Here is a 24,279-nt window from a genome sequence, read left to right as displayed (position 1 = left end):
TTCCTGGAGCGTGTCATGTTTCTCAGCGTCGCCACTGTCCTCGGTGAGTCGGCCCGCAGATATCCCGACCGCGTCGCCGTGGTCGATGCGGACACCCGGCTCACCTACCGGGAGCTGTGGGCGCGGGCGCTGCGCTGCGCGGGCGCGCTGCGGGCCTCCGGTGTGCGTCCGGGCGACCGGGTGGCGGTGCTGCTGCCGAATTCGGCGGACTTCCTGTACGCGTACTACGGGGCGCTCGCCGCCGGGGCCGCGGTCGTACCGGTGCACGGGCTGCTGGTGGCCGACGAGGTGGCGTACGTGCTGCGGCACAGTGGCTCCGTCGCGCTGATCAGCGGTGGTCCGCTGTGGCCGGTGGCCGAGGAGGGGGCGCGTGCCGCGGGGGTACGGGCCGTGCGCGGCGTACCGACGGACGGGGACCCGCTGCCCGCGCCGGAGCCCGCGGCGCCGGACGACATCGCGGTGGTGCTCTACACCAGTGGCACGACCGGGCGGCCGAAGGGTGCGCTGCTCACCCACTTCAACATCGTGATGAACGCGTCCGTGACCGCCCACGACCTGCTGGGGCTGACCGGCGACGACGTGATCCTGGGCTGTCTGCCCCTGTTCCACAGCTACGGGCAGACCTGCGCGATGAACGCGACGCTGCGGGCGGGGGCGACGCTCGTGCTCATGCGGCGCTTCAGCGGCGCGGGCGCACTGGAGCTGCTGGCCGCCGAGGGCGTGAGCGTCTTCATGGGCGTGCCCACGATGTATCACGCACTCGTCGAGGCGGCGGTACAGGACGCCACGGCACGGGACGACACCACGCACCGTCTCACGCTGCGCGCGGCCGTCTCGGGCGGCGCCGCGCTCCCCGTCGCCGTGCTCGAACGCTTCGAGGAGGCCTTCGCGACGCAGGTCCTGGAGGGGTACGGGCTGACCGAGACCTCCCCCGTCGCCACCTTCAACCAGCCGGCGCTCGGCCGTCGCCCCGGGACGGTCGGCCACCCGGTCTGGGGCGTGGAGATCGGTATCGCGGACGCGGCGGTGGAGGACGCCGTGGTGCTGCTGCCGGAGGGGGAGGTCGGCGAGGTCGTGGTGCGCGGGCACAACGTCTTCGCGGGCTATCTCGACGATCCGGCCGCGACGGCAGCCGCAGTCGTCGACGGCTGGTTCCGCACCGGGGATCTCGGGGTGCGGGACGAGGACGGTTTCCTGAGCATCGTCGACCGGAAGAAGGACCTGGTCATCCGGGGCGGCTTCAACATCTATCCGCGCGAGGTCGAAGAGGTGCTGGTACGCCATCCGGCGATCTCCGAGGTCGCGGTGATCGGGGTGCCGGACGAGGCGCGCGGAGAGGAGATCTGCGCGGTGGTCGTGCTGCGCGCGGAGGCCGGCGCGGTGACGGAGGAGGACGTGATCGCCTGGTCCCGGGACCGGCTCGGGAGGCACAAGTACCCGCGGATCGTGCGGTTCACCGAGACGCTGCCGCTCGGCCCGACCGGCAAGGTCCTCAAACGCGCGCTGACGGCAACCTCCTCCTGAACGGCCGCCTCCCCCTTCGCCGTTCCTCTCCGAACCCACCACCGCCTCCCCCTCCACCGCTCCTCCCCCAACCCACCGCTACTTCCCCCTTCGCCACTCCTCCCCGAACCCACCGCCACCTCCCGCTCCGCCGGGCCACCCGCCGACGCCCCGACCGACGACGACCGGAGCCACGTCCGCCATGACCGCCCCCGCGCGCCCCCTCTCCCCGGCCAGCACGGACGGCAGACCCTCCGACCAACGCCCGGCGGCACTGCTGAGCACCGGCGGCTCCGCGTTCCGGGAGTGCTGGGAGGGCGGTTCGTACTGCCACGGATGGTCGGCCACGCCCAGCCGTGATCTGCTGGTGTACACGCTCGGTGTCACCCCGGCCGAGCCCGGATACGCCCGGGTGCGGGTCGCTCCACGGCTCGGCGCGCTGTCCGGTGCCCGGGGCGCGGTGCCGACCCCGCAGGGCCTGGTCCGGGTCGACGCGGCCCCGGACCGGGTACGTATCGAGTCACCGGTGCCGGTGGAGGTACTGCACCCCGACGGCTCCCTCACCCACCATCCGTCCGGCTCGTCGAGCGTCGCACTCGCCGGCTCCGCACCGCAGAAGGGCTGAAGCCTCATGTCCGCCGTACCCCCTCCCATATCCGAGACGTCACCGCGGGTCGGCACGGCCCACGGGGCGGTGCGCGGCACGCTGGAGCACGGTGTCGCCGTCTTCCGCGGGATCCCGTACGCGGCCGCACCGGTCGGCGCCCGGCGTTTCCGGGCACCCGAGCCGCCCGAGCCGTGGGAGGGGGTGCGCGACGCGGTGGCGTTCGGGCCGACCGCGCCCAAGCGGCCGTACGCCCCGCCGCTGGACCGGTTGCTGCCCGATCCCGAGGTGCCGGGCGACGACTGCCTCAACCTCAATGTGTGGACACCGTCCCCGGCCCGTGCGGGGCTGCCCGTTCTCGTCTGGATCCACGGCGGTTCGCTGCTGCACGGCTCGTCGGCCGTGCCGCTGTACGACGGGGCGGCGTTCGCCCGTGACGGCGTGGTCCTCGTGTCGGTCAACTACCGCCTGGGCATGGAGGGGTTCGGGGTGTTCCCGGACGCGCCCGCCAACCGGGGGCTGCTCGATCAGCTCGCGGCGCTGGCCTGGGTGCGGGACAACATCGCCGCGTTCGGCGGCGATCCGGACCTGGTCACGGTGTGCGGCGAGTCGGCGGGGGCCATCAGCATCGCCGCGCTGCTGGCCGCGCCACGTGCCAAGGGGCTGTTCCGGCGTGCGGTGCTGCAGAGCGGCCCGCCCTCCGCGCTTCCCCTGGACGGCGCCGCCCGCCGCACCACGGAGCTGATCGCGAAGCGGCTGGGGGTCGGGGCGACGGCCGGGGAGCTGGCCGCGGTGGACCCGGAGCGGCTCCTGGCCGCGCAGACCGAGGTGACGTCCGGCGGCTCCCCGCTGACCGGCGGGAACTCCTTCCAGATCGTGGTGGACGGCGACCTGCTGCCCCGCGATCCGCTCGAAGCGCTGCTGGACGGTGCCGCGGACGACGTCGATCTGCTGATGGGCGCCAACAGTGAGGAGTACCGGCTCTGGTTCGTGCCGAGCGGTCTGACGGAGGGGCTGTCCAGGATCAAACTGCGGCTGGCCCTGCTGAAGTTCAAGGTGCCGGGCACCACGACGCGTACGTACCGGGCGAACCGGCCCGGTGCCACACCGGGCGAGCTGCTCGGGGCGCTCGCCACCGATCTGCTGCTGCGCGTCCCGCTGAACCGGGTGGCCGACGCCCGCGCCGGCGCTGCGGGGAGCACTCATCTCTACGAGTTCGGCTGGCCGTCGCCCGTACTGCGGCTCGGCGCCTGTCACGGGCTGGAGATCGGCTTCGTCTTCGACACGCTGGACCGGCCCGACGCGGTGGCCCTGGCCGGCGAGGACGCCCCGCAGGAACTGGCCGACGCGATGCACGCGGCGTGGGTGCGGTTCGCCGCCTCCGGCGATCCCGGCTGGCCGGCCTGGGACACGTCCCGCCCGGTGATGGGCTTCGGCCCGGGAGCCCCTGCCGTGGTGCGCGCCCCGCGCGACGAGGAACTGCGCGGCTGGGCACCGTACCGGAGGAACGCCTGACGCCGGTCTCCACGGCGCGGACGAGAGCGCGATCGGCGGCCCCCGGCCGGTCGGCCGGGGGTCCTCCCGGCCATCAGCTCTTGTTCTGCGCCGCCCAGAACTCGTCGAACGTGAGCAGCCCGTCGCCGTTGGCGTCGTGCGAGTTGATGACGGCCTGCGCCACCGGCTCGGTGACGTAGGGGTCGCCGAGCTGAGCCATCACGCTCTTGTACTCGGCGGCCGATATCAGCCCGTCGCCGTTCAGATCGAACCGCTCGAATGCCTTGCGTGCCGACTCGATGTCCGCCACAGTTCCGCCCCTTCGCAGTGCCTCACCCATGCCTGGTCAAAGTCTGACCAGTGTCTTTCTGACGGGGGTCAGATTAACGGGCGCGACGGGTGGCGGTCGCGGCGGCCGGTCGTCGATCATGGGTGGGGTGTCCGCCGCCCGGCGGACCGTGGTCCGGACCGGGGAGCGGGACGCAGATGGACGACGCACTGGCACGGATCCTGACGGCCGCCGCGAGCGGGCGGTTTCCGCCGCCGGACGGGTCGACGACGGTGGTGGGGCAGCCCGGTGCCCGGGACGCGGGGGTGCTGGCGTTCACCGCGCACTCGGTGGTGTTCACCGACGAGGACCCCCGGTGGGTGCGGTCCGTACTGGACGCCGCCCCGGGAGACGCGCTCGCCGCGACGATGCATCCGTACTTCCTGTCCGCGCTGCTGGCCCGCAGCGGCCGGCAGATGAACACCATCGATCTGCTGACGGTCGCGGACGCGCTGCCGGGCGAGCCGGAGATCGCGCTGCGGGAGATCAAGGACCCGGAGCATCCTCGGGTGGCGCGGGCCATGAAGTACCGCGACGAGGTGCGGGTCTGGTCCGCCGACGGCGGTGTGGTGATCCTCGGCCGGGGAGTCGCGGGGCGCTGGGAGACGGCGATCGAGGTGGACGAGGAGGCGCGCGGCCGGCGGCTGGGCGAACGGCTGGCGCGGGCGGCCCGGCATCTGGTGCCGGACTCGGCGGTCTGGGCGCAGCAGTCGCCGGGGAACGCCCGCAGTGTGCGGACGTTCCAGGCGGCGGGCTACCGGCCGGTGGGCTCGGAGGCCCTGCTGGTCGCGGAGTGAGTGCTCAGCGGATCAGCTGCGCCACGGCTTGTAGTGCGGGTTGTCGACGCACTTGTTCATGATCTCGGTCTTCTTCGCCTGGTCGATCGGGCACGCCCCGACGATGAACTTCCGGTCGACACCGCCGGGGAAGGCGACCTCCACCTGGTCGGCGTACTTGTGGGTGTCGCCGATCGTCTTGTTCACGTCGATGCCACCGGGGGCGTCGATGTAGTAGTTGAACTCGCTCTTCCACCGCTTGTACAGGTCGTGGTCGTACGTGGTGGAGACGAACGGCGAGGGCTGGTTGGCCAGGACGTACTTCTCCAGGTCGTACTGGCCGTAGACGATGTCCCTGGCGTGGAAGCCCTCGTCGAAGACGGTCATCGGGCCCCGGCCGTCCGCCCGGTAGAGCTGGCGGCAGTTGTCCCGCCAGGAGGGCCGGGGGGTGATCCGGTCGATGTCCACCGGGTCGGCGGCGGCGAAGAGGTGGTCGGCGACGACCGGGCAGCCACCGGGTTTGAACGCGGCCGCTGCGGGAGCGGCGGCGGGGGCGGCCTCGGTGGCGGCGGCGGGGACGAGTACGGCGGAGAAGGAGAGAACGGCAACTGCGGCCCGGCGCCGCAGACGAGAAGTGATCATCATGTTGGTCACTGTCCCGGCAGTGCGACGCCGGGCCGTGGAGTGTCACCCGAAGGCGAGCGTGTCCGGCGGGGTGTTGACGCCGGACCGTCAGCGGAAGACGCCGGTGTGGCCGAGCGAGTAGCGGCCCGGCTGCGGGTAGACCGCGAGTCCGTGCGGGCCGCTGCCCACCGGGATCCGGGCGAGCTGTTTGCCGCTGGCGGTGTCGATCGCGTACACCTCGGAGTTGTAGCGCCCGCTCAGCCAGAGGACCTTGCCGTCGGCCGAGACTCCGCCCATGTCGGGGCTTCCGCCGCCCGGCAGACGCCATTTCTTCACCAGTTTGCGCTGTCCGAAGTCGAAGACCGAGATGGAGCCCTCGCCCCGGTTGGAGACGTACATCTCCTTGGAGTCGCGGCTGACGTAGAGGCCGTGGGCGCCCTTGCCGGTGGGCAGCAGCTTCGGGGTGGTGAACTTCGTCCCGTCCAGCACCCACACCCCGTTGGCGATCATGTCCGCGATGTAGAACGTGCCGCCGTCGGGCGACAGCTTCACGTCCTGCGGCATCGCGCCCTTGAAGGGCAGCTTCTGGTGGCCGACGACCTTCATCTTCGCCGTGTCGACCTTGAGGAGTTCGCCGGAGAACTCGCAGGAGACGATGAAGTACCGGCCGTCCGTGGAGAAGTCGGCGTGGTTGACGCCCGCGCAGCCGACCGGGAGGGTCTTGACCGTCTTCATGGTGTGGGCGTCGCGGAAGACCAGTTGGCGGTCCATCGAGGCCATCACCACGGCGTATCTGCCGTCCGGGGTGAAGTAGAGGTTGTACGGGTCGGAGACCGGCACCGTGCGGCCCACCTTCCCGGTGGCGGGATCGATGGCCGTGAGGCTGTCGCCGATGTCGTTGTTGACCCAGAGGGTCTTCAGGTCCCAGGACGGGACGACGTGCTGCGGCTGGCGGCCGACCTTGATGGTCCTGATGACCTTGTACGTCGCCGGGTCGATCACCGACACCGTGTCGGAGTTGGTGTTGGGGACGTACACCCGGGACGGGAAGTCCTTGACGACCGGGGAGAGCTTCCCCGGCCGGTCGGCCGCGTAGACGTCCTTGGCGTCGAGCACCGGCGGCATGCCGGGCAGCCCCGGCGGCACGGGCCGTGCGGCGCGTTCCGTTTCGACGGGCGGGGCGGCGGCCTCGCTGCCGACGGCCTCGCCGCTCCCCTTCTCGGCGGGGGAGCCGCAGCCGGTGAGGACGGCGAGGAGGACGCCCCCGAGCAGGGCCGCGGTGTGCTTGGTGGAGGGAAGCATCAGGTCAGCAGCTCCGTGGTCGTCACCGCGCGCAGTTGGCGGCGGTCGATTTCGGTGAGGAGGAGAGGCAGGGCGGCGACCGTGTCCGCGTAGCCGAAATGCAGGCTCACCACCGATCCGTTGCGGATCTCCCCGGCCACCTTGCGGGTGACGGCCGCGGCGCCGGGAGAGGTGAAGTCGAGGGAGTCCACGTCGTACGAGAGGACGTGCGGGTAGCCCGCACGGGCGGCGAGCCGCTGGACGAGCGGGGTGGCGTACCGGGTGCGCGAGGGGCGGAACCAGGTGCCGATGGAGCCGGTGAGCCGGCGCAGCCGCTGGGCGCAGCCGGTGATCTCCGCGTACGCCTCGGCCTCGCCCATCGTGGAGATGTCGAGGTGGCGTTGGGTGTGGTTGCCGAGGTCGTGGCCGCCGTCGAGGATGCGGCGGGCCATCTCGGGGTGTTCGTCGAGCCAGCTGCCGACGGCGAGGACGGTGATCCGTGCGTGGGCCCGTTCGGCCTCGGCGAGTACGGTCCTGGCGACGGCGGGGTCGCCCTGGCCGTGGAAGGTGAGGGCGACGCGGCCGCGGTCGCGGGGGCCGTGCTCGATCTGGACCGGCTGCCCGGGGAAGCGGCGCGGGGCGGGCGCGGGGCGCGGGGCCGGGGGTCCGGTGGTCGCGGAGTCCTTCTTCGGGCTCGCCGCGGTCGTGACGGTCTTGGCCGACGTACCGGCGGCGTCGCCGCGGTCCGCGCAGCCGGCGGTCAGGGCGCCGGCGAGGACGGCCCCTGCTCCCGCGCGCAGGGCGCTGCGGCGGTGCACCGGTGCGTCGGAGGCGTTCATGCGCAGAACAATAGGGGCGAAATGGATGGGGGATAACAATTCAGCCTTATGGGCGACGCGAATGAATCACTCAACGAATCCCATAAATATTCATGGTTTTCCAGGCAAGTGACCCATAACACCTGCGATTCACCTCAGAAATGCCCCACTAAATAGATAGATGCCCCATTTGCACCTTTGGCGGAGAGGTCGCCCGTCTGCCATAGTCGGTGACACGACCGCATCGACCCGAGCCCGGTCGTCACAAGCGGCCGTGAACACACCCCCCATGTCACGGCCCCCACACAGCAGCCCCCGAAGCGCCCCACCACGGCGGACCGGGGGCTTCTGTGCGTCCCGGGCACGCGCCACCGGGGATCGGCCGGGGATCAGCGGTCGGAGGTCCGCATCTCGAACCAGGTCGTCTTGCCGCGCGGCAGCAGATCCACGCCCCACCGGTCGGAGAGCTTGTCGACGAGGAAGAGCCCCCGCCCGCTCACATCCATCTCCCGGACGGGCATCAGGCACGGCAGTCCACGCGAGGGGTCGCGCACCTCGATCCTGATCCAGCCGCGGCGGCGCAGCATCCGCAACCCGAAGACCCGGGCGCCGGTGTGCCGCACCGCGTTGCCGACGAGCTCCGAGACGAGCAGCACGGCGTACTCGGCGGTCTGCGGGGAGAGCGCCCACTGACGCAGCACCACACACGACGTCAGCCGCCGGGCGGTGGCCGCGGACTCCGGGCGGGAGGGCAGCCGGACTTCACCCTCCGCCGGATTTCCGAACAACTCCAGCGCCTTGAACGCCTGTTCGTCCTCGACGGTCGGCATCCAGCGTGCCGCTGTCGCGCCGCTGTGCGGTCGCGGCTGTTCCACACCCTCCAGGCCCGCCATGCACACCATCATGGCCGCAAGGCGGGAGCTCCGGGGCCGTTCCGCGGGAATCCGCACCCCGGAACGCACTCTTCCCCAGCGGTCGAAAGGCATATGCCACTGGCAGAACGCAGCCCCCCGCACCCATGCTGACCTGCATGAATACGGCGTCCGAGCGGGGCTGTCCGCCCCTTCGGAGAGCTGGGCCCCAAGGTTCCCTCAAGGCCCAGCCAATCCGCCCGCACGGATGAACCCGCGTCAGTCTGTGCCCAACTGACTTCCGGTCAGAGGAACTTGGCCTTGCCCGGACCCTCTTCCACGAAGCTGCGCATTCCGCGCTCCCGGTCCTCGGTGGCGAACAGACCCGCGAACCAGTTCCGCTCGATCGTGAGCCCGGTGTCGATGTCCGTCTCCAGGCCGGCGTCGACGGATTCCTTGGCGGCGCGCAGCGCGAGGGCCGGCCCCTTCGCCAGCCGGGCGGCCCAGGCGTGCGCCTGCTCGTACACCTCGGCGGCGGGCACCACGCGGTCCACCAGACCGATCGTCAGGGCCTCTTCGGCCTTCACGTGGCGGCCGGTGAAGATCAGGTCCTTGGCCCGGGAGGGGCCGACCAGCCGGGCGAGGCGCTGGGTGCCGCCCGCGCCGGGGATCAGCCCGAGCAGGATCTCGGGCTGGCCCAGCCGGGCGTTGTCGGCGGCGATCCGGAAGTCGGCGCAGAGCGCCAGCTCGCAGCCGCCGCCCAGCGCGTAGCCGGTGACCGCGGCGACGACGGGCTTGGGGATCCGGGCCACCGCGGTGAAGGAGTCCTGGAGCGCCTTGGACCGTACGACCATCGCCGTATGGTCCATCACCTGCATCTCCTTGATGTCCGCGCCCGCCGCGAACACCTTCTCGCCGCCGTAGAGGACCACGGCACGCACGTCGTCGCGCCGGGTGGCCTCCTCGGCGAGTTCGCGCAGCCGGTCCTGGGTGGCGACATCCAGGGCGTTCATGGGCGGACGGTCCAGCAGGATCGTGCCGACGCCGTCGGTCACTTCGAGGGTTACGGTCATGGGAGGCAGGTTAACCGGCGCTAACGACGGCGGGCCCGGTGCTGTTGGTCACAGCACCGGGCCCGCCCGTGTCCGGTTGCGACGGGTACTACTTGGTCCACTCCGACCAGGACATGTTCCAGCCGTTGAGGCCGTTGTCCGGCTGGATCGTCCGGTCCTTCGAGTTCTTCACGACCACGACGTCGCCGATGAGCGAGTTGTCGAAGAACCAGGCCGCCGAGGTCTTCTTGCTCCAGGCGCCGCGCACGTCCTGCAGGCCGACGCACCCGTGGCTGGTGTTGGCCGAGCCGAAGACGCCGGAGCCGCCCCAGTAGTTGCCGTGGATGAAGGTGCCCGAGGTGGACAGCCGCATCGCGTGCGGCACGTCCTTGATGTCGTACTCGCCGCCGAAGCCCACGGTGTCACCGTTCATCCGGGTCACCTTGAGCTTCTCGCTGATGACCATCTGACCGTTGTACGTGGTGGTCGCCGGGGCGCCCGCGGAGATCGGGATGTCCCTGATCTGCTTGCCGTCGCGGACGACCTTCATCCGGTGCGTGCTCGCGTCGACGGTGCTGACCTGCCGGCGGCCGATGGTGAAGGAGATCGTCTTGGTCTGCTTGCCGTAGACACCCGGACGCCCCTCGACGCCGTCGAGGTCGAGCTTCACGCTCACCTTGGTGCCCGCGGCCCAGTAGTCCGCCGGGCGGAAGTCGAGGCGGTCGTTGCCGAACCAGTGGCCCTCGATCGGTACGGAGGGCTCGGCGGTCACCTTGATGGCCTTCTCGACCGCGGCCGGGTCGGTGATGCCGCGGGTGAAGTGGATCGAGACGGGCATGCCGACGCCGACCGTGGAACCGTCCTCCGGGGTGTACTGCCCGATGAAGGTGTTCTGCGGGACCAGCGTCGTGAAGCTGGTGTCCTTGGCCGACTCACGGCCCTTCGCGTCCTTGGCGACCGCGTGGACCGTGTACTTGGTCGCCGCGGCCAGATGCTGGTCCGGCGTCCAGCTCGTGCCGTCCGCCGCGATCCGGCCCTCGACCTCGGCGCCCTTGGGGCCGGCGACCTTGACCGTCGTCAGCTTCCCCTGCTCGGCGGAGATCTTCAGCGCTCCGCTGGTGGCGACGGAGTCCGCCCCGTCCTTCGGCGCGACGGTCACCACGGCCTGCGAGGCGGCGGTGTCGCCCACCTTCGCCCCGCCCTTGCCCGCGCTGCCGGCGTCGTCTCCCCCGCCGCACGCCGTCACCAGCATCAGCAGCGCACCCAGTACCAGAGCCAGCAGTCCGGTGGCCCCACGTCCACGCCGCCCGCTGTCCGCCCCGGCCGATGCCCCCGATATCGGCTGCCCGTTCAATGTGCTCGTCTCCCCTCACACGGCCCGGTCCCGCCAAGGCCCTGGGGGCCCTCGGCCCCCTCCCCCGCGCGCTGCACATGCGCGCTCAGCGAAAGATAATCACACCGGTCGTGAGGAAATGACCCCGCGGAATGTCACCGTTCAGTCCCAACTCCTCCGGGGACTTCTCCAGGTGGCACGGGGTGCGGGCGCGACGGCGCCGGGCGAGGGCCTGTCCACGAGCGGGTACGCCGGACAGACCCGGGCGATCCGACGGGTCGTCAGCGGAGGGCGGAGCCGGCCTTCCACTGCTTCCAGTCCAGGTTCCAGCCTCCGAGACCGTTGTCCGGCGCGACCCGCTTGTCCTTGGAGTTGACGACCTCGACCACATCGCCGATGAGCGTCCGGTCGAAGAACCAGCCGGCCGGGGTGTCGCTGCCGCCGCCCCGCACGTCGCGCAGCCCGACGCAGCCGTGGCTGACGTTGGCCGAGCCGAAGACGTCGTCGTCCGACCAGTAGTTGCCGTGCAGGAACGTTCCGGAGTCGGTGAGCCGGAGGGCGTGCGGCACGTCCTTGATGTCGTACTCCCCGCCGAAGCCGACCGTGCGGCCGTCCATCCGGGTCACGTCGTGCATCTCGCTGACCACCATCTTCCCGTTGTACGTCTCCATACCGGGGTAGCCCGCCGTGATCGGAACCGTGGAGACGAGCCGGCCGTCGCGGCGTACCTCCATGGTGTGTGCGGCCGCGTCGACCCGGGACGTCTGGGAACGGCCCACCGTGAAGGCGACCTTCTTGTCCTGGGTGCCGTACACGTGCGGCGCGCCCTCCACATCGCGCAGCCCCATCGCCACGGTGACCTCGGTGCCCGGCACCCAGTAGGCGGCGGGGCGGAAGTCGAGGCGGCTGTCGCCGAACCAGTGCCCCACCACCTCGACCGCCGGAACGGAGGTGACCCGGATGGCCCTCTGCACGGCCGCGCGGTTCTTGACCGGGCGGTTGAAGGCGAAGGAAACGATCATTCCGGTGCCGACCGTGGAACGGTTCTCCGGCTTGAAGTAACCGATGAAGCGGTGATCGGGGACCACCGTGGTGAACGTCGTGTGGCGGGCCGAGCGGTGCCCGGAGCCGTCCACGGCGACCACGTCGACGCTGTACTTGGCGGCGAGCCCGAGCCGGCCCGTCCTCCCCCGGGGTGACCAGGAGAGGCCGTCCTGCGCGATCCGGCCCGTCACCTCCTGGCTCCGCGCGTCCTCGGTCCGCTTCACCTCGACGCTCTCCAGCCGCCCGTCGGGGACCTTCACCTCCAAGCGGTCGTCGGGGCCGATGTCCCTCGCCCCGTCGCGCGGGGTGATCAGGATCGTGTCCTGCGGGGAGTGTGCCTTCCCGCTGAAGACCGAACCGGCGCCGGTGCAGCCGCTCAGGAGGGCCGGCACGGTGAGTAGTCCTGCCCATGTCAGCACGGCGGCCGAGCTCGCCACCGCCCTCTTCGCTACGTGGTTCACATCCCCCCAACGACGGGGGCCGGTCGGGGGAAACGTGAGTCCCGGCGCCGGTGTGGGCAGAACAGAGGGGAGGACCACACGCAAAGGACCACGGCCGGGACGCCGTGCGCTCCTCTTCGGTGCCGGTCCCCACGAGCCGCGGGAGGCGAGCAGGTGTCGAGCGCAGCCGAGCAGGCAGCAGTGCAGGAAACAGTGCGGGAGGCCGGGGCGCCGGCGGGGCGGCAGAGCGCGCCGACGGCCGGGCCGGCCACCGTGTGGCCGGGCGCCCCGACGCCGCTCGGGGCCCGCTTCAGGGTGGGCCCGGACGGGGTGGCGGGCACCAATTTCGCGCTCTGGGCGGGCGGTGCGGAGGCCGTCGAGCTCTGCCTCTTCGACGAGGAGGGAGGCGAGAGGCGCCTCCCGCTGACCGAACTGACCCATGAGATCTGGCACGGCTTCGTGCCGGGCGTACGGCCGGGTCAGCGGTACGGCTACCGGGTGCACGGCCGCTGGGACCCCTGGACCGGTGCCCGCTGGAACGCGGCGAAGCTGCTCCTCGACCCGTACGCGCGTGCCGTGGACGGCTCGTTCACCCTCCCGGCCGAGGTGTACGGCCATGTGAGGGACTGGCCGCACCAGCAGGTCGCCGACACCGTGCGCGACGAACGGGACTCCGCTCCGTACGTCCCCAAGGGCGTCGTCGTCCATGACGACGACGACTGGGCCGAGGACCGCCGGCCCAAGACCCCGTGGGCGGACTCCGTCATCTACGAGCTGCATGTGCGCGGCTTCACCAAGCTGCACCCCGAGATCCCCGAGGAGCTGCGGGGCACCTACGCGGGTCTCGCCCATCCCGCGGCCATCGGGCATCTGCGGCGGCTCGGGGTCACGGCGGTCGAGCTGCTGCCGGTGCATCAGTTCGCCCACGAGGACCATCTGCTCCGGCGCGGCCTGCGCAACTACTGGGGCTACAACTCCATCGGCTACTTCGCCCCGCACGCCGACTACTCGGCCAGCGGCACCGCGGGCCAGCAGGTCGGCGAGTTCAAGCGGATGGTACGGGCCCTGCACGACGCCGGGATCGAGGTGATCCTCGACGTGGTCTACAACCACACGGCGGAGGCGGGCGAACTGGGCCCGATGCTGTCGCTGCGCGGCATCGACAACCGCGGCTACTACCGCCTCCAGCCCGACGCCCGCAGATACGCGGACTACACGGGCTGCGGCAACACCCTGCACGTGGTCCAGCCGCACGTCCTGCGGCTGATCACGGACTCGCTGCGCTACTGGGTCACCGAGATGGGCGTCGACGGCTTCCGCTTCGACCTGGCGGCCGCGCTGGCCCGCTCGATGCACGACGTCGACATGCTCTCCCCGTTCCTCGCGGTGATCGCCCAGGACCCGGTGCTGCGCCGGGTGAAGCTGATCGCCGAGCCGTGGGACGTCGGCAGCGGCGGCTACCAGGTCGGCGCCTTCCCCCCGCTGTGGACCGAGTGGAACGACCACTACCGGGACGCCGTACGGGACTTCTGGCGCGGCGCCCTGCCCGACGTACGGGATCTCGGCTACCGGCTGACGGGATCCAGCGATCTGTACGCGTGGGGCGGCAGGCGGCCGTACGCCTCGGTCAACTTCGTCACCGCGCACGACGGCTTCACCCTGCGCGACCTGGTCAGCTACGAACAGAAGCACAACGAGGCCAACGGCGAGGGCAACCGGGACGGCACCTCGGACAACCGGGCCTGGAACTGCGGCGCCGAGGGCGAGAGCGACGAACCCGCCGTCAACGCGCTGCGCCGCCGCCAGCTGCGCAACCTGCTGACCACACTGCTGCTGTCGACGGGCGTGCCGATGCTGGTCGCGGGCGACGAGATGGGCCGTACGCAGCGCGGCAACAACAACGCGTACTGCCAGGACAACGAGGTCGGCTGGCTGGACTGGTCCCTGCTCGACCGGCCCGAGTGGCGGGCGCTGACCGAGCTGGCCTCCCGGGTCCTCGCCCTGCGCCACACCCATCCGGTGCTGCGCCGCCGTGCCTTCTTCTCCGGGCGGGCGCAGGCGGCGGACGGGCTGCGGGACCTGGCGTGGTTCACCCGGCAGGGCGAGGAGATGACGGAGCAGGACTGGTACGCGCCGGCCGCGACGGTCGGGCTCTATCTCTCCGGTCGCGACATCCCCGGCCGGGACGTGCACGGCGAACCCGTCACGGACGACAGCTTTCTGGCGATCCTGCACGCGGACCACCGGCCGAGCGGCTTCCGGCTCCCCGGCCCGCCGTGGGCGCGGAGCTACGAACTGGTCCTGGACACCTCGCGGGAGGACCAGACCGCGGCTCCCGGCACCGTCCACCCGGGTGACGGGACACTGACCGTGCCGGCCAGGTCGGTGCTGCTGCTCCGGGTCGGGGAGTGAGGGGCGCTCAGCCGTCCCGGGGTCAGCCGAGGATGCCCCGGTCGTAGCCGATCGCGACGGCGGCGGCCCGGTCCTTGGCGCCCAGCTTGGCGAAGACATGGGTGAGGTGGGTCTTCACGGTGGCCTCGCTGATGAACAGCTCGGCGGCTATCTCACGGTTCGAGGTGCCCTTCGCGACGAGTTCGAGCACCTCGCGCTCACGGGCCGACAGCGACTCGTTGCCCGGGGCCGACGGGGTGCGCACCCGTGAGACGAGGCGGGAGGCGACGGCGGGCGAGAGCACGGTGCGGCCGTCGGCGGCGGCGCGGACGGCGGTGAACAGCTCGTCGCGCGGCGCGTCCTTGAGCAGATAGCCGGTCGCGCCGGCCTCGATCGCGGGGAGGGTGTCGGAGTCGGTGTCGTACGTGGTGAGGACGAGCACCTTGGACCGGGCTCCGCGTCCGGTCAGTTCGGCGATGGCGGGGACTCCGCCGCCGCCCGGCATCCGCAGGTCCATCAGGACGACATCGGGGTCGAGCCGGGCCACGAGGTCGACGCCCGCCACCCCGTTCGACGCCTCCCCGAGGACCCGGAACCCCGGATCGGAATCGAACATGCCGCGCAGACCGTCCCGTACGACGGGGTGGTCGTCGACGACGACGAGCGTGATGACGCGTGCGGAATCCTCAGCCATGGCAGGCCAACCGTACTGGTCATCGGCTGTTGCGGACCAGGGGCACCCGGGCGCAGACCGCCGTTCCGCGGCCCGGCTCGGTCTCCACCTCGACGGTGCCCGCGACGCGTTCGGCGCGGGCCCGCATGCCGCCGAGCCCGAAGCCGCCCGCGCCGCGGCGGTACGGCGGCAGGGCGGCCGGGTCGAAGCCGCGGCCGTCGTCCCGTACGTCCAGGGTGAGTTCGTCGCCCATGAAGGACAGGGTGATGCCGACCCGCGAGGCCCCGGCATGGCGGCCGGCGTTGGCGAGGGCCTCCTCGGCGATGCGGAGCAGGGTGGCGGCTATCTCGTCGTGGACCGGCTCGACGGTACCGGTGACGGTGAAATCGGCCCGGATCCCCTGGTGTTCCCCCCAGCCGGCGACCGTCTTCTTCAGCGCGCCGGGGAGGTCGTCGTGCTCCAGGGCGGCGGGAACCAGGTCGTGTACCGAGCGGCGCGCCTCGCCCAGGCTGTGCCGGGCGAGGGCGGCGGCGCGGTCGAGGTGCTGCCGGGCCAGGGCCGGGTCGGTGCCGGCGACCGAAGTCACCACCTGGAGCTGGGCGATGATGCCGGTCAGGCCCTGTGCGAGGGTGTCGTGGATCTCGGCGGCCAGCCGTCGGCGCTCGTCGGCGACGCCCGCCTCGCGGGCCTGGACGAGGAGTTGGGCGTGCAGGCCGGCATTCTCCGCGAGGGCCTGTTCGAGGCGGGCGTTGGCCGACTCCAGTTCGGCGATGGTGTCGACCTGGGCGCGGGTCTGCTCGGCCTCCCGGTCGCCGATCTGGGCGAACACCATGGTGAGGGTCGCGTGCAGGGCGAAGAGGACACCGAAGGCTACCCAGTTCATGAGATCGGCCGGCGGGAGACCGCTGCCGGACTGCGAGCCCGCCATGATGACGGCGGTGGCCAGCAGCCCGGCTCTGACGGCCCGGTGCGGAAGCAGGCGGCCGGCGTCGAAGTAGCCGAGAACCGCGAACATGGAGAAGAACGGGTTGCACTCGGTCAGTCCGAGGGCGAGCGCCGTGCGGGCGACGAAGTAGAACTGCGCCGCCCGCGACTTCGGGGGAACGCTCTGCCGGACCCGCCCCCACCAGAGCTGGAGGACGAGCGCCGCCGGGGCCAGCGCCGCGGCGACGTGTACGTCCGAGCGGGACATGATGAGGGGGGCGGTCACCGCCGAGACCGCGGTGCCCAGGCCGAGCAGACCGTACGGCCCGTACCGGAAGAACCGTTCCCACCACTGCGCGGCCGTCGTCGGTCCGGTGGTGGTCGTCGTTGCTGCATCCCCCGTGTCCATGGGTGAAGTCTCCCCGCTTCCCCGCCCGCCTCCCCGGAATCGCGCTCACTCCCACCGGAACAGGCGGGTCGCGAGGAGAGTCACCAGGGCCGCCCAGAGCGCCATGACGCCCAGCTGTACCCAGCCGGGCCAGCCGCCGGACGCTGCCCGGTCCAGTGCCTGGGAGGCCGCGCCGAACGGGGTGGCCTCGACGATGCGCCGGAGGGTGTCGGGCATGGTCTGCACCGGGATCCAGACCCCGGCGGTGAACATCATCAGGAGGTTCACGACCGAGCTGATGGCGGCGGACGCCTTGGCCGTACGGGAGAGGGCGCAGAGCAGTGCGCCGAGGGTCAGCACGCTCGCGGTCGACAGGAGCAGCGCCAGGGCGTAGCCGACGGGCTGTCCGGGCAGTTCGACGCCGAAGGCGATCCGGCCGACGGTCATCGCCAGTGCGGCGGAGGCGAGGGCGGCGGCACCGTGCAGGGCGATCTGCGCGGTGAGCAGCGCGGAGGGACGCACCGGAGTGGTGGACATCCGGCGCAGGATGCCGCGTTCGCGGTAGCCGGTGAGGACGGGCGGCATGGCCTGGAGTCCGGCCATGATCATGGCGAGCAGGACCGCCACCGGTACGTACAGATCGATGACGCGCCGGCCGCCGAGTTCGTCCTTGTGTTCTCCGAAGGAGGGGATGAGGCCGAGGATCGTCAGGAGCGCGGTCGGGAAGACGACGATCCAGAACAGGGCGCCGGGTTCGCGGAGGAAGAGCCGGGTCTCGGTCCTGAGCACCGCCGCCCATGGGGTCGGCCCGTCCGTCGCCGTGGCCGGGTTCGCCGTGGTCATCTCAGGCCGCCTGTTCTGTGAGGTCGAGGAAGGCGTCGTCCAGCGTTGCCTCGGAGACGCGGAGTTGGTGTGCGGTGACGCGGTGGAGGGCCAGCAGCGAGATCACCGCGTTGACCGTCTCGTCGGTGCCGTGGATGACGATGCGGCCGTCCTTCCGCTCCGTGGAGACCGCTCCGGGCAGCGCGCCCAGGTCGGTGTCGTCCAGTGGCTGTGACGGGGTGAAGGAGATGACCGTGGAGCTGTCGGCCCGGCCGATCAGTCCGGCCGGGGTGTCCAGGGCGACGACCTTGCCCTTGTCGATCACGGCGACACGGTCGCAGAGACGTCTGGCCTCTTCCATGAAGTGGGTGACCAGAAGGACCGTCACGCCACTGTCGCGTACGTCCTCGATCAGCTTCCAGGTGTCCCGGCGGGCCCGTGGGTCCAGCCCGGTGGTCAGCTCGTCGAGCACCACCACCCGCGGGTTGCCGACCAGGGCGAGCGCGATGGACAGCCGCTGCTTCTGACCGCCGGACAGCTTGGCGAAGCGGGTGCCGTACATGGTGTGCAGACCGAGCCGTTCGGCCAGCACGCGCCAGTCGGCGGGGGCGGGGTAGAAGGCGCTGTAGAGCTCCAGCGCCTCGGCCACGGTGATCTTGGGCTGGAGCTCGCTCTCCTGGAGCTGGGTGCCGAGCAGCCGGGTGACCCGGTCGTGGTCGGCGACGGGGTCGAGTCCGGCGACGCGGACCGTACCGGCGTCGGGGACCCGCAGTCCCCCGATGCACTCGACGGTGGTGGTCTTGCCCGCGCCGTTGGGACCGAGGATCCCGAAGATCTCCCCCTCGTCGACGGCGAAGCTCACTCCGTCGACCACGGTGCGCCCGGCGTACGCCTTGTGCACCCCGTTCGCTTCGATGATTGCCATGCCCAAGAGCATCGCGTCGCGGGGAGGGGCGCACCATCGTCCATCGCGCTCGAAGCGGCATCAGCCGATCGGTTGATACGGGATACGACCTGCGCTCCCCGGGGCGGAGCCACCTCCCGTCGGCCGGAAAACCACATGAGCGATGTCAGGGGTGAACCGTAGGCTCGACTGTGATGCCCGAAGAACATGCAGAGCCCAAGGATCGGTCCACCGTTCAGTCCCTGTTGCGGTTGTGGCCTTATGTGAAGCCGGTGCGCAAGCGCCTGTTCGGCGCCGCTCTGGTCGCGATCGCCGCGTCCTGCGTCGGCCTGGTGATTCCCCTCGTGCTGAAGTGGATGGTCGACGGCCCGGTGGCGGACCGCGACCCCGGCGGGGTCTGGCTCGGCGCGCTGTATCTGCTGCTGCTGGGCATCGGCGAGGCCGCGCTGTTCGGGGTGCGGCGATGGATGGTGGCGCGGCCGCTGGCCGGGGTCGAGGCGTCGATGCGGGCCGATCTGTACCGGCATCTGCAACGGCTGCCGGTGGCGTTCCACGACCGCTGGCCTTCGGGGCAGTTGCTCTCGCGCGCGACCACGGATCTGATGCTGCTGCGTCAGTTCCTGGCCTTCCCGCTGACCTTCCTGCTGGTCAACGGGGCGACGGTCCTGATCGGCTTCGTCATTCTGCTGATGCAGCAGTGGACGCTGGGGCTGGTGCTGCTCGCGCCGGCGGCGCCGCTGATGATCATCTGCCTGGTCTTCGAGACGAAGTTCTCGGCCGTGGCGCGCCGGGCCCAGGACCAGGTCGGCGATCTGACGACGGTCGTCGAGGAGAGCGTGCTCGGCATCCGCATCATCAAGGGCTTCGGCCGGCACCGCAGCCAGGCCCTCGCCTTCCGTTCCCTCACGCAGCGGCTGCGCACCACGGAGCTGGCCAAGGCCCGTCTCCTCGCGGGCATCTGGGCCTCCATCACCGTGCTCCCGGAGCTGGCCATCGGTGCGGCGCTGGTGCTCGGCACGGTCCAGGTCGCGGACGGCGGCCTCTCCGCGGGCACCCTGGTCGCCTTTCTCTCCACCGCGCTCGCGCTGCGCTGGCCGATCGAGTCGATCGGCTTCCTGCTGGCGATGAGCCAGGAGTCGGCGACGGCGACCGAGCGGTTCTTCGAGGTGATGGACGTGGCCGAGGAGGCGGACGCGTCCGGCGTGGACGGGCAGGCCCGGGAGAGCGAGTCGGCCCGGGGCGAAATGGTCTTCGAGGGCGTGGAGTTCCGCTATCCCGACGCGGAGCCCGGCTCCGCGCCCGTGCTGTCCCGGATCGATCTGCGGATCCGGCCCGGCGAGACGATGGCCCTGGTCGGGGCCACGGGTTCCGGGAAGACGACGCTCACCGCCCTCGTGCCGCGGCTGCACGAGGCCACCGCGGGGCGGATCACCCTGGACGGTGCGGACATCACCGCCATGCCCCGGGAGCGGCTGCGCGAGCTGGTGTCGGTGGCCTTCGAAGAGCCGACGCTCTTCTCGGCGAGCGTCGGGGAGAACGTGCTGATGGGCGCCGAGGGCGCCGGGGACGACGAGTTGCGCCGGGCGCTCGCCGTCGCCCAGGCCGACTTCGTGTACGACCTGCCCGAGGGCATCGGCACCCAGGTCGGCGAGCAGGGGCTCAGCCTCTCCGGCGGACAGCGGCAACGGCTCGCGCTGGCCCGTGCCGTGGTCGGCCGGCCGCGCTTCCTGGTCCTGGACGATCCGCTCTCCGCGCTGGACGTGCACACGGAAGCGCTGGTGGAGGCCGCCCTGCGGCAGGTCCTGGCGGAGACCACGGCGATCGTGGTCGCGCACCGGCCGTCCACCGTGATGCTCGCGGACCGGGTGGCGCTGCTCTCGCAGGGGCGGATCACCGCCGTGGGCACCCATCAGGAACTGCTGCGCAGCAGCGCCGAGTACGCGTGGCTGATGTCGGGCACCGAAGGCGCACCGGACGCGCCCGCCGAGGACGCCTTCCCCGATCTGTCCGCCGAGGACCTCCTCGCCGAGAAGGGCACCCAATGACCAGTACGACGACGGACCCGGCCCCCGCCCAGGACCCGGCGGACGCCACGGGTCCCGAGGCCGCCGGGGACCGGTTCGACCGGGACGACCTGCCCACCCCGCCCGGCGCGACCGGGGCACTGCTGAGATCGCTGCTGCGGCCGATGAAGGCCCGGGTGGCGCTGGTCGCGCTGTTGCTGCTGATCCAGCAGGCGGCGGTGCAGGCGGGCCCGCTGCTCGTCGCGTACGCCATCGACAGCGGTGTGCCCGCCTTCCGGGACAAGGACTACGGGCCGCTGATCGCGGTGGCCGTGGGGTACGCGCTGTGCTCGGCCGTCGCCGGGGCCATGCAGTACACGTTCATCATGGCCTCCGCCCGGATCAACCAGGACGCGCTGCTCGATCTGCGCGGGCGGATCTTCCGTCACGCACAGGCCCTGAGCGTGGACTTCCACGAGCGCTACACCTCGGGCCGGCTGATCTCCCGGTCCACCACGGACGTGGAGTCGCTGCGGGAGCTGCTCAGCGAAGGACTCCAGGAACTGATCGGCGTCGTCCTCTCGTTCGTCTCCATCTCACTGATGCTGCTCTGGCTGGACTTCGGTCTGGGCGCGCTGGCCGTGCTGTCCTTCGTCCCGCTGTATCTGCTGGTGCGGCGCTTCCAGCGGCGGGCCGGAGTGCTCTACGCCGCACGGTCCTCGGCGATCGCCGCGGTCATCGTGAAGTTCGCCGAGTCGATGAACGGCATCCGTCCCGTGCAGGCCTTCCGCCGCGAGCACATCAACGACGCGCACTTCGAGGGCCTCAACAACGCTCACCGGCAGTCGAACGGCGGCGCGATGCTGGAGATGGGCCGCTATGTCGTCGGCTCCCGGCTGGTCGCCAACACGGCGGTCGCCGGGATCGTGCTGTGGGGTGCGTACCGCGTGGCATCGGGCACCCTGGCGCTCGGTGTGCTGGCCGCGGCCGTGCTCTATCTGCGCCGCCTCTACGACCCGATCGACCGGCTCGGCATGTTCCTCAACTCCTACCAGTCGGCCGCCGCTTCACTGGAGAAGATCGCGGGCCTGCTGGCCCAGACCCCTTCCGTCCCCGAGACGCCGAATCCGGTCGAGCTGCCCGCGCTCGCCGGTGCGCACCCGGGCCGCGAGGTCGTCTTCGACTCGGTCCGCTTCGCCTACCGGACGGGCGGCGAGGTGCTGCCCCGCTTCGATCTGACGGTCCCGGCCGGGCAGACCGTGGCGGTGGTCGGTTCGACGGGCGCGGGCAAGTCGACGCTCGCCAAGCTGCTGGCCCGCTTCTACGACCCGACCGAGGGCCGGGTCCTGCTCGACGGGACCGATCTGCGGGATCTGGCCGTGCCCGAGCTGCGGCGGGGTGTGGTGATGGTGACCCAGGAGACCTTCCTGTTCTCCGGGACGGTCGCGGAGAACATCGCGATCGGCAGCCCGGACGCCACCCGCGAGGAGATCGAGCAGGCCGCCAAGGCGATCGGCGCACACGATTTCATCGCCGGGCTGCCCGAGGGGTACGAGACGGACGTGCGCAAGCGGGGCGGCCGGATCTCGGCCGGCCAGCGCCAACTGGTCTCGTTCGCCCGGGCTCTGCTCGCGAACCCGTCGGTGCTGATCCTCGACGAGGCGACGAGCTCGCTGGACATTCCCGGCGAACGGGCGGTGCAGCGGGCCATGGACACGGTGCTCCACGGCCGCACCGCGGTGGTGATCGCCCACCGCCTGTCGACCGTGGAGATCGCGGACCGGGTCCTGGTGATGGAACACGGCCGCATCGTGGAGGACGGCGCCCCGTCCGAACTCATCGGCGGCACCGGCCGCTTCGCCGGCCTCCACCGCGCGTGGCGGGAGAGCCTGGCGTGACGGGGGCGGGCTCGGGGTCCTCGATCCCGGCGGATGCGCGGGGCGGCGACGGGGCAGGACGGCGGGGCCCGTGCCCGCCCCTCGCCTGCCCCGCCCGGCGTGCGCGATCGGGCCGGAGCTGATCTGCTGATTCCGGGGGCCGTCCACCCATATCCCGGAGAGATCCAGATGAGCGTCCCCCACGTCTATCGAGCCGCGCAGGTCACCACCGCCGGTGGTCCGTTCGAGATCGTCGAGCGCGAGATGCCGCAGCCGGGCCCCCGCCACGTGCGGGTGGCCGTGGACGCCTGCGGGATCTGCCACAGCGACGCCCTCTTCGTGGACGCCGCGCTTCCGGGCGTACGGTTTCCGCTGGTCCCGGGGCATGAGATCGCCGGGCGGATCGAGGAGCTCGGTGAGGGGACGCAGGACGCCTGGCAGGTGGGCGACCGCGTGGCGGTGGGCTGGTTCGGCGGCAGCTGCGGCCACTGCACGCCCTGCAGGCAGGGCGACTTCATCGTGTGCCGGAACCTGAAGATTCCCGGCTGGGCGTACGACGGGGGGTATGCCGAGAGGGTGATCGCGCCGGCGGACGCGCTGGCCCGGATCCCCGACGCGCTGGCCCCGGCCGACGCGGCGCCCATCGGCTGCGCGGGCGTGACCACGTACAACGGGCTGCGGCGCAGCTCCGCCCGGCCGGGCGACCTGGTCGCCGTGCTCGGCATCGGGGGCCTCGGCCACCTGGGGGTGCAGTACGCGGCCGCGATGGGCTTCGAGACCGTGGCCATCGCCCGTGGAGCGGCCAAGGCCGACTTCGCCAAGGAGCTCGGCGCGCACCACTACATCGACAGCACGGCGGGCACCTCCGTCGCGGACGCGCTGCAGGCCCTCGGCGGCGCCAGGGTCGTCCTGGCCACCGCCGCCAACTCCGCGGCCATCACGGCGACCGTGGAAGGGCTCGCGCCGCGCGGCGAGCTGGTGGTCATCGGCGTGGATCCCGAGCCGCTGGGAATCAGCCCGGCCCAGCTGATCATGGACGGCAGGGTCGTCCGGGGCCACCCGTCCGGCACCGCGCAGGACGTACAGGACACCCTGGCGTTCAGCGCCCTGCACGGGATCCGCCCGATGACCGAGACCGTGCCGCTGGACGGGGCCACCGAGGCGTACCGGAAGATGATGTCCGGCGCCGCCCGCTTCCGGATGGTGCTCACCACCGGCTGACGCGCCCCGCCCCGCGCAGGAGCGGCCGGCTCCACCGCGGCCGTCACCACTCCCCCAGGACGTCCCCGCCGTGCGCCACACGGGACGGCGGGACCGGGCGCGCACCGGCGCCGGGCTCGGATACGGGCGGGCGGTGCCGGCGCACGGTCCTGAGGCCCCACCGGGACGCACGGTCCCGAGGCCCCGCCGGGAGCGCGGCAGCCGCGCCGCGTACACCACACACCGCGTACGCCGCATACATCACCGTGGCGCATGTCCGGGCCGTCCCGTACCGGCCCGTCATGTCCCGTGCGTCCACGGGACGTACGGCGTTCCGGCGCGCCGGTACGGTGCGCCCACGCAGACCGGGCCGTCCCGCCTCGGCATCGCCGGTCGACTCCGCAGCCGGATCGCCTCCGGCGAGCTCGCCCCGGGCGACCGCGTGACCTCCACCCGCACGACCGCCCGAGAGGCACGGTGCCCGGCGGTCGGCGCCCGACGGTCGGCGGTCGGGGCTGGAATTCGCCGCCCGGTGGCTCCGGTCGGTGTACGGGCGTCATCCGTGGGTGACGAACGCCGCGATTTCCTCTGCCCGGCCATCGGCGTCCCCGCGGGTGACGCGGTACCCGGAGTGGGTGCCGCACGCCCCGGCGGGCACCGGGCCGCCGCCGCACACGAGGCCGCACATCCCTCTCGTCCCGCTCGCCCACGTCCGGGGACCGGCCGTGGGCGCCGGCGTGGAGGCACGGGCGCGACAGCGCACCGGACTCTCCAGCCCGGAGCGGATGGTAAGAAATGAGCCACAGTTCGATGTCATCTCGGCCAGGGGCGACCACCCGTTCCTCGCCCGCCCATTCGAACACGATGAGTTCGAGCTCGGCCTCGACGCACTCTTCGAATTCGGCCCGTGAAGGACGCTGGACGTCATCGCGGTGATGATCGGCGAAAC

General features: G+C 71.8%; 21 protein-coding genes. 9 read left to right on the top strand and 12 right to left on the bottom strand.

Features of this window, described 5'->3' with window-relative positions; all coding sequences use genetic code 11:
• The first annotated feature begins 15 nt into the window (after window positions 1-15).
• The 3 genes from ACIOMQ_RS33340 (at window position 16) to ACIOMQ_RS33330 (ending at window position 3,622) form a co-directional block, all read left to right on the top strand.
• A complete protein-coding gene (locus ACIOMQ_RS33340) occupies window positions 16-1,524 on the top strand; it encodes a long-chain fatty acid--CoA ligase (RefSeq protein WP_401260912.1) in 1,509 nt (502 codons plus the stop codon).
• 181 nt (window positions 1,525-1,705) lie between these two features.
• The gene (locus ACIOMQ_RS33335; protein WP_402128215.1) at window positions 1,706-2,128 is read left to right on the top strand and encodes an alpha-L-rhamnosidase C-terminal domain-containing protein; all 423 of its coding nucleotides are present in this window, start codon (window positions 1,706-1,708) and stop codon (window positions 2,126-2,128) included.
• Window positions 2,129-2,134: 6 nt separating this feature from the next.
• Entirely contained in the window at window positions 2,135-3,622 is a 1,488-nt protein-coding gene (locus tag ACIOMQ_RS33330) for a carboxylesterase/lipase family protein (protein ID WP_401260914.1), read from the top strand.
• A gap of 73 nt (window positions 3,623-3,695) precedes the next feature.
• Here the strand turns inward: ACIOMQ_RS33330 and ACIOMQ_RS33325 are convergent, their stop codons facing one another.
• Window positions 3,696-3,911, bottom strand: coding sequence for an EF-hand domain-containing protein (locus ACIOMQ_RS33325; RefSeq protein WP_362204930.1), 216 nt, complete (start codon window positions 3,909-3,911; stop codon window positions 3,696-3,698).
• 176 nt (window positions 3,912-4,087) lie between these two features.
• Between ACIOMQ_RS33325 and ACIOMQ_RS33320 the strand changes: the two genes are divergently transcribed.
• Window positions 4,088-4,726, top strand: a complete 639-nt coding sequence (locus ACIOMQ_RS33320) for a GNAT family N-acetyltransferase (protein WP_401260915.1) — start codon at window positions 4,088-4,090, stop codon at window positions 4,724-4,726.
• 12 nt (window positions 4,727-4,738) lie between these two features.
• Here ACIOMQ_RS33320 and ACIOMQ_RS33315 read toward each other — a convergent pair whose 3' ends face one another.
• The 7 genes from ACIOMQ_RS33315 to ACIOMQ_RS33285 form a co-directional block, all read right to left on the bottom strand.
• A complete protein-coding gene (locus tag ACIOMQ_RS33315) occupies window positions 4,739-5,347 on the bottom strand; it encodes an ADP-ribosyltransferase (RefSeq protein WP_362205021.1) in 609 nt (202 codons plus the stop codon).
• A 90-nt stretch (window positions 5,348-5,437) separates the two neighbouring features.
• Window positions 5,438-6,631: a YncE family protein gene (locus tag ACIOMQ_RS33310; RefSeq protein ID WP_362204922.1), complete on the bottom strand. Its 1,194-nt coding sequence runs from the start codon at window positions 6,629-6,631 to the stop codon at window positions 5,438-5,440.
• The gene (locus ACIOMQ_RS33305) at window positions 6,631-7,449 is read right to left on the bottom strand and encodes a polysaccharide deacetylase family protein (RefSeq protein ID WP_362204919.1); all 819 of its coding nucleotides are present in this window, start codon (window positions 7,447-7,449) and stop codon (window positions 6,631-6,633) included. The genes ACIOMQ_RS33310 and ACIOMQ_RS33305 overlap by 1 nt, the downstream gene beginning before the upstream one ends.
• A 368-nt stretch (window positions 7,450-7,817) precedes the next feature.
• Window positions 7,818-8,333, bottom strand: coding sequence for an ATP-binding protein (locus ACIOMQ_RS33300; protein ID WP_362204916.1), 516 nt, complete (start codon window positions 8,331-8,333; stop codon window positions 7,818-7,820).
• Between the two features lie 251 nt (window positions 8,334-8,584).
• Entirely contained in the window at window positions 8,585-9,352 is a 768-nt protein-coding gene (locus tag ACIOMQ_RS33295) for an enoyl-CoA hydratase-related protein (RefSeq protein ID WP_362204913.1), read from the bottom strand.
• An 88-nt stretch (window positions 9,353-9,440) separates the two neighbouring features.
• A complete protein-coding gene (locus ACIOMQ_RS33290; RefSeq protein ID WP_401938474.1) occupies window positions 9,441-10,685 on the bottom strand; it encodes an Ig-like domain-containing protein in 1,245 nt (414 codons plus the stop codon).
• A 260-nt stretch (window positions 10,686-10,945) separates the two neighbouring features.
• On the bottom strand, window positions 10,946-12,169 hold the full coding sequence (locus ACIOMQ_RS33285) for an Ig-like domain-containing protein (protein WP_362204907.1): 1,224 nt from the start codon (window positions 12,167-12,169) through the stop codon (window positions 10,946-10,948).
• A gap of 153 nt (window positions 12,170-12,322) precedes the next feature.
• Between ACIOMQ_RS33285 and glgX the strand changes: the two genes are divergently transcribed.
• A complete protein-coding gene (glgX, locus tag ACIOMQ_RS33280) occupies window positions 12,323-14,560 on the top strand; it encodes a glycogen debranching protein GlgX (protein ID WP_401754060.1) in 2,238 nt (745 codons plus the stop codon).
• Between the two features lie 22 nt (window positions 14,561-14,582).
• On the opposite strand, the gene ACIOMQ_RS33275 is transcribed toward glgX, so the two are convergent.
• The 4 genes from ACIOMQ_RS33275 to ACIOMQ_RS33260 are packed head-to-tail and all read right to left on the bottom strand — an operon-like array spanning window position 14,583 to window position 18,271.
• On the bottom strand, window positions 14,583-15,233 hold the full coding sequence (locus ACIOMQ_RS33275) for a response regulator (protein WP_401260924.1): 651 nt from the start codon (window positions 15,231-15,233) through the stop codon (window positions 14,583-14,585).
• Between the two features lie 19 nt (window positions 15,234-15,252).
• Complete coding sequence (locus tag ACIOMQ_RS33270; RefSeq protein WP_401260927.1) at window positions 15,253-16,545, bottom strand: sensor histidine kinase; 1,293 nt, start codon at window positions 16,543-16,545, stop codon at window positions 15,253-15,255.
• A 45-nt stretch (window positions 16,546-16,590) separates the two neighbouring features.
• Window positions 16,591-17,367: an ABC transporter permease gene (locus ACIOMQ_RS33265; RefSeq protein WP_362204898.1), complete on the bottom strand. Its 777-nt coding sequence runs from the start codon at window positions 17,365-17,367 to the stop codon at window positions 16,591-16,593.
• A 1-nt stretch (window position 17,368) separates the two neighbouring features.
• Entirely contained in the window at window positions 17,369-18,271 is a 903-nt protein-coding gene (locus tag ACIOMQ_RS33260) for an ABC transporter ATP-binding protein (protein WP_402191561.1), read from the bottom strand.
• Window positions 18,272-18,444: 173 nt separating this feature from the next.
• On the opposite strand from ACIOMQ_RS33260, the gene ACIOMQ_RS33255 reads away from it, so the two are divergent.
• The 4 genes from ACIOMQ_RS33255 to ACIOMQ_RS33240 all read left to right on the top strand — a co-directional run bounded on the left by ACIOMQ_RS33255 (window position 18,445) and on the right by ACIOMQ_RS33240 (window position 24,241).
• The gene (locus ACIOMQ_RS33255; protein WP_401754052.1) at window positions 18,445-20,295 is read left to right on the top strand and encodes an ABC transporter ATP-binding protein; all 1,851 of its coding nucleotides are present in this window, start codon (window positions 18,445-18,447) and stop codon (window positions 20,293-20,295) included.
• A complete protein-coding gene (locus ACIOMQ_RS33250) occupies window positions 20,292-22,151 on the top strand; it encodes an ABC transporter ATP-binding protein (RefSeq protein ID WP_402191557.1) in 1,860 nt (619 codons plus the stop codon). The genes ACIOMQ_RS33255 and ACIOMQ_RS33250 overlap by 4 nt, the downstream gene beginning before the upstream one ends.
• A gap of 168 nt (window positions 22,152-22,319) precedes the next feature.
• Window positions 22,320-23,351 carry an alcohol dehydrogenase gene (locus ACIOMQ_RS33245; protein WP_362204886.1) on the top strand — a complete coding sequence of 344 codons (1,032 nt, stop codon included), beginning with the start codon at window positions 22,320-22,322 and terminating at the stop codon, window positions 23,349-23,351.
• 614 nt (window positions 23,352-23,965) lie between these two features.
• Window positions 23,966-24,241 (top strand): hypothetical protein, encoded by a 276-nt coding sequence (locus ACIOMQ_RS33240; protein ID WP_402191555.1) that lies wholly within the window; start codon window positions 23,966-23,968, stop codon window positions 24,239-24,241.
• Window positions 24,242-24,279 lie beyond the last annotated feature (38 nt).

It is taken from the genome of Streptomyces sp. NPDC087845 (assembly GCF_044742755.1).
In the GTDB taxonomy this organism is placed as follows: domain Bacteria; phylum Actinomycetota; class Actinomycetes; order Streptomycetales; family Streptomycetaceae; genus Streptomyces.
This window is presented reverse-complemented; position numbering and strand designations above follow the sequence as displayed.

Bases quoted from the DNA above. Each gene is read 5' to 3' on its own strand.
- ACIOMQ_RS33315 (WP_362205021.1), bottom strand. From the start codon at position 5,347: ATGATCACTTCTCGTCTGCGGCGCCGGGCCGCAGTTGCCGTTCTCTCC.
- ACIOMQ_RS33275 (WP_401260924.1), bottom strand. From the start codon at position 15,233: ATGGCTGAGGATTCCGCACGCGTCATCACGCTCGTCGTCGTCGACGAC.
- ACIOMQ_RS33330 (WP_401260914.1), top strand. From the start codon at position 2,135: ATGTCCGCCGTACCCCCTCCCATATCCGAGACGTCACCGCGGGTCGGC.
- ACIOMQ_RS33270 (WP_401260927.1), bottom strand. From the start codon at position 16,545: ATGGACACGGGGGATGCAGCAACGACGACCACCACCGGACCGACGACG.
- ACIOMQ_RS33265 (WP_362204898.1), bottom strand. From the start codon at position 17,367: ATGACCACGGCGAACCCGGCCACGGCGACGGACGGGCCGACCCCATGG.
- ACIOMQ_RS33245 (WP_362204886.1), top strand. From the start codon at position 22,320: ATGAGCGTCCCCCACGTCTATCGAGCCGCGCAGGTCACCACCGCCGGT.
- ACIOMQ_RS33335 (WP_402128215.1), top strand. From the start codon at position 1,706: ATGACCGCCCCCGCGCGCCCCCTCTCCCCGGCCAGCACGGACGGCAGA.
- ACIOMQ_RS33310 (WP_362204922.1), bottom strand. From the start codon at position 6,631: ATGCTTCCCTCCACCAAGCACACCGCGGCCCTGCTCGGGGGCGTCCTC.
- ACIOMQ_RS33300 (WP_362204916.1), bottom strand. From the start codon at position 8,333: ATGATGGTGTGCATGGCGGGCCTGGAGGGTGTGGAACAGCCGCGACCG.
- ACIOMQ_RS33295 (WP_362204913.1), bottom strand. From the start codon at position 9,352: ATGACCGTAACCCTCGAAGTGACCGACGGCGTCGGCACGATCCTGCTG.
- ACIOMQ_RS33340 (WP_401260912.1), top strand. From the start codon at position 16: ATGTTTCTCAGCGTCGCCACTGTCCTCGGTGAGTCGGCCCGCAGATAT.
- ACIOMQ_RS33260 (WP_402191561.1), bottom strand. From the start codon at position 18,271: ATGGCAATCATCGAAGCGAACGGGGTGCACAAGGCGTACGCCGGGCGC.
- ACIOMQ_RS33250 (WP_402191557.1), top strand. From the start codon at position 20,292: ATGACCAGTACGACGACGGACCCGGCCCCCGCCCAGGACCCGGCGGAC.
- ACIOMQ_RS33305 (WP_362204919.1), bottom strand. From the start codon at position 7,449: ATGAACGCCTCCGACGCACCGGTGCACCGCCGCAGCGCCCTGCGCGCG.
- ACIOMQ_RS33255 (WP_401754052.1), top strand. From the start codon at position 18,445: ATGCCCGAAGAACATGCAGAGCCCAAGGATCGGTCCACCGTTCAGTCC.
- ACIOMQ_RS33320 (WP_401260915.1), top strand. From the start codon at position 4,088: ATGGACGACGCACTGGCACGGATCCTGACGGCCGCCGCGAGCGGGCGG.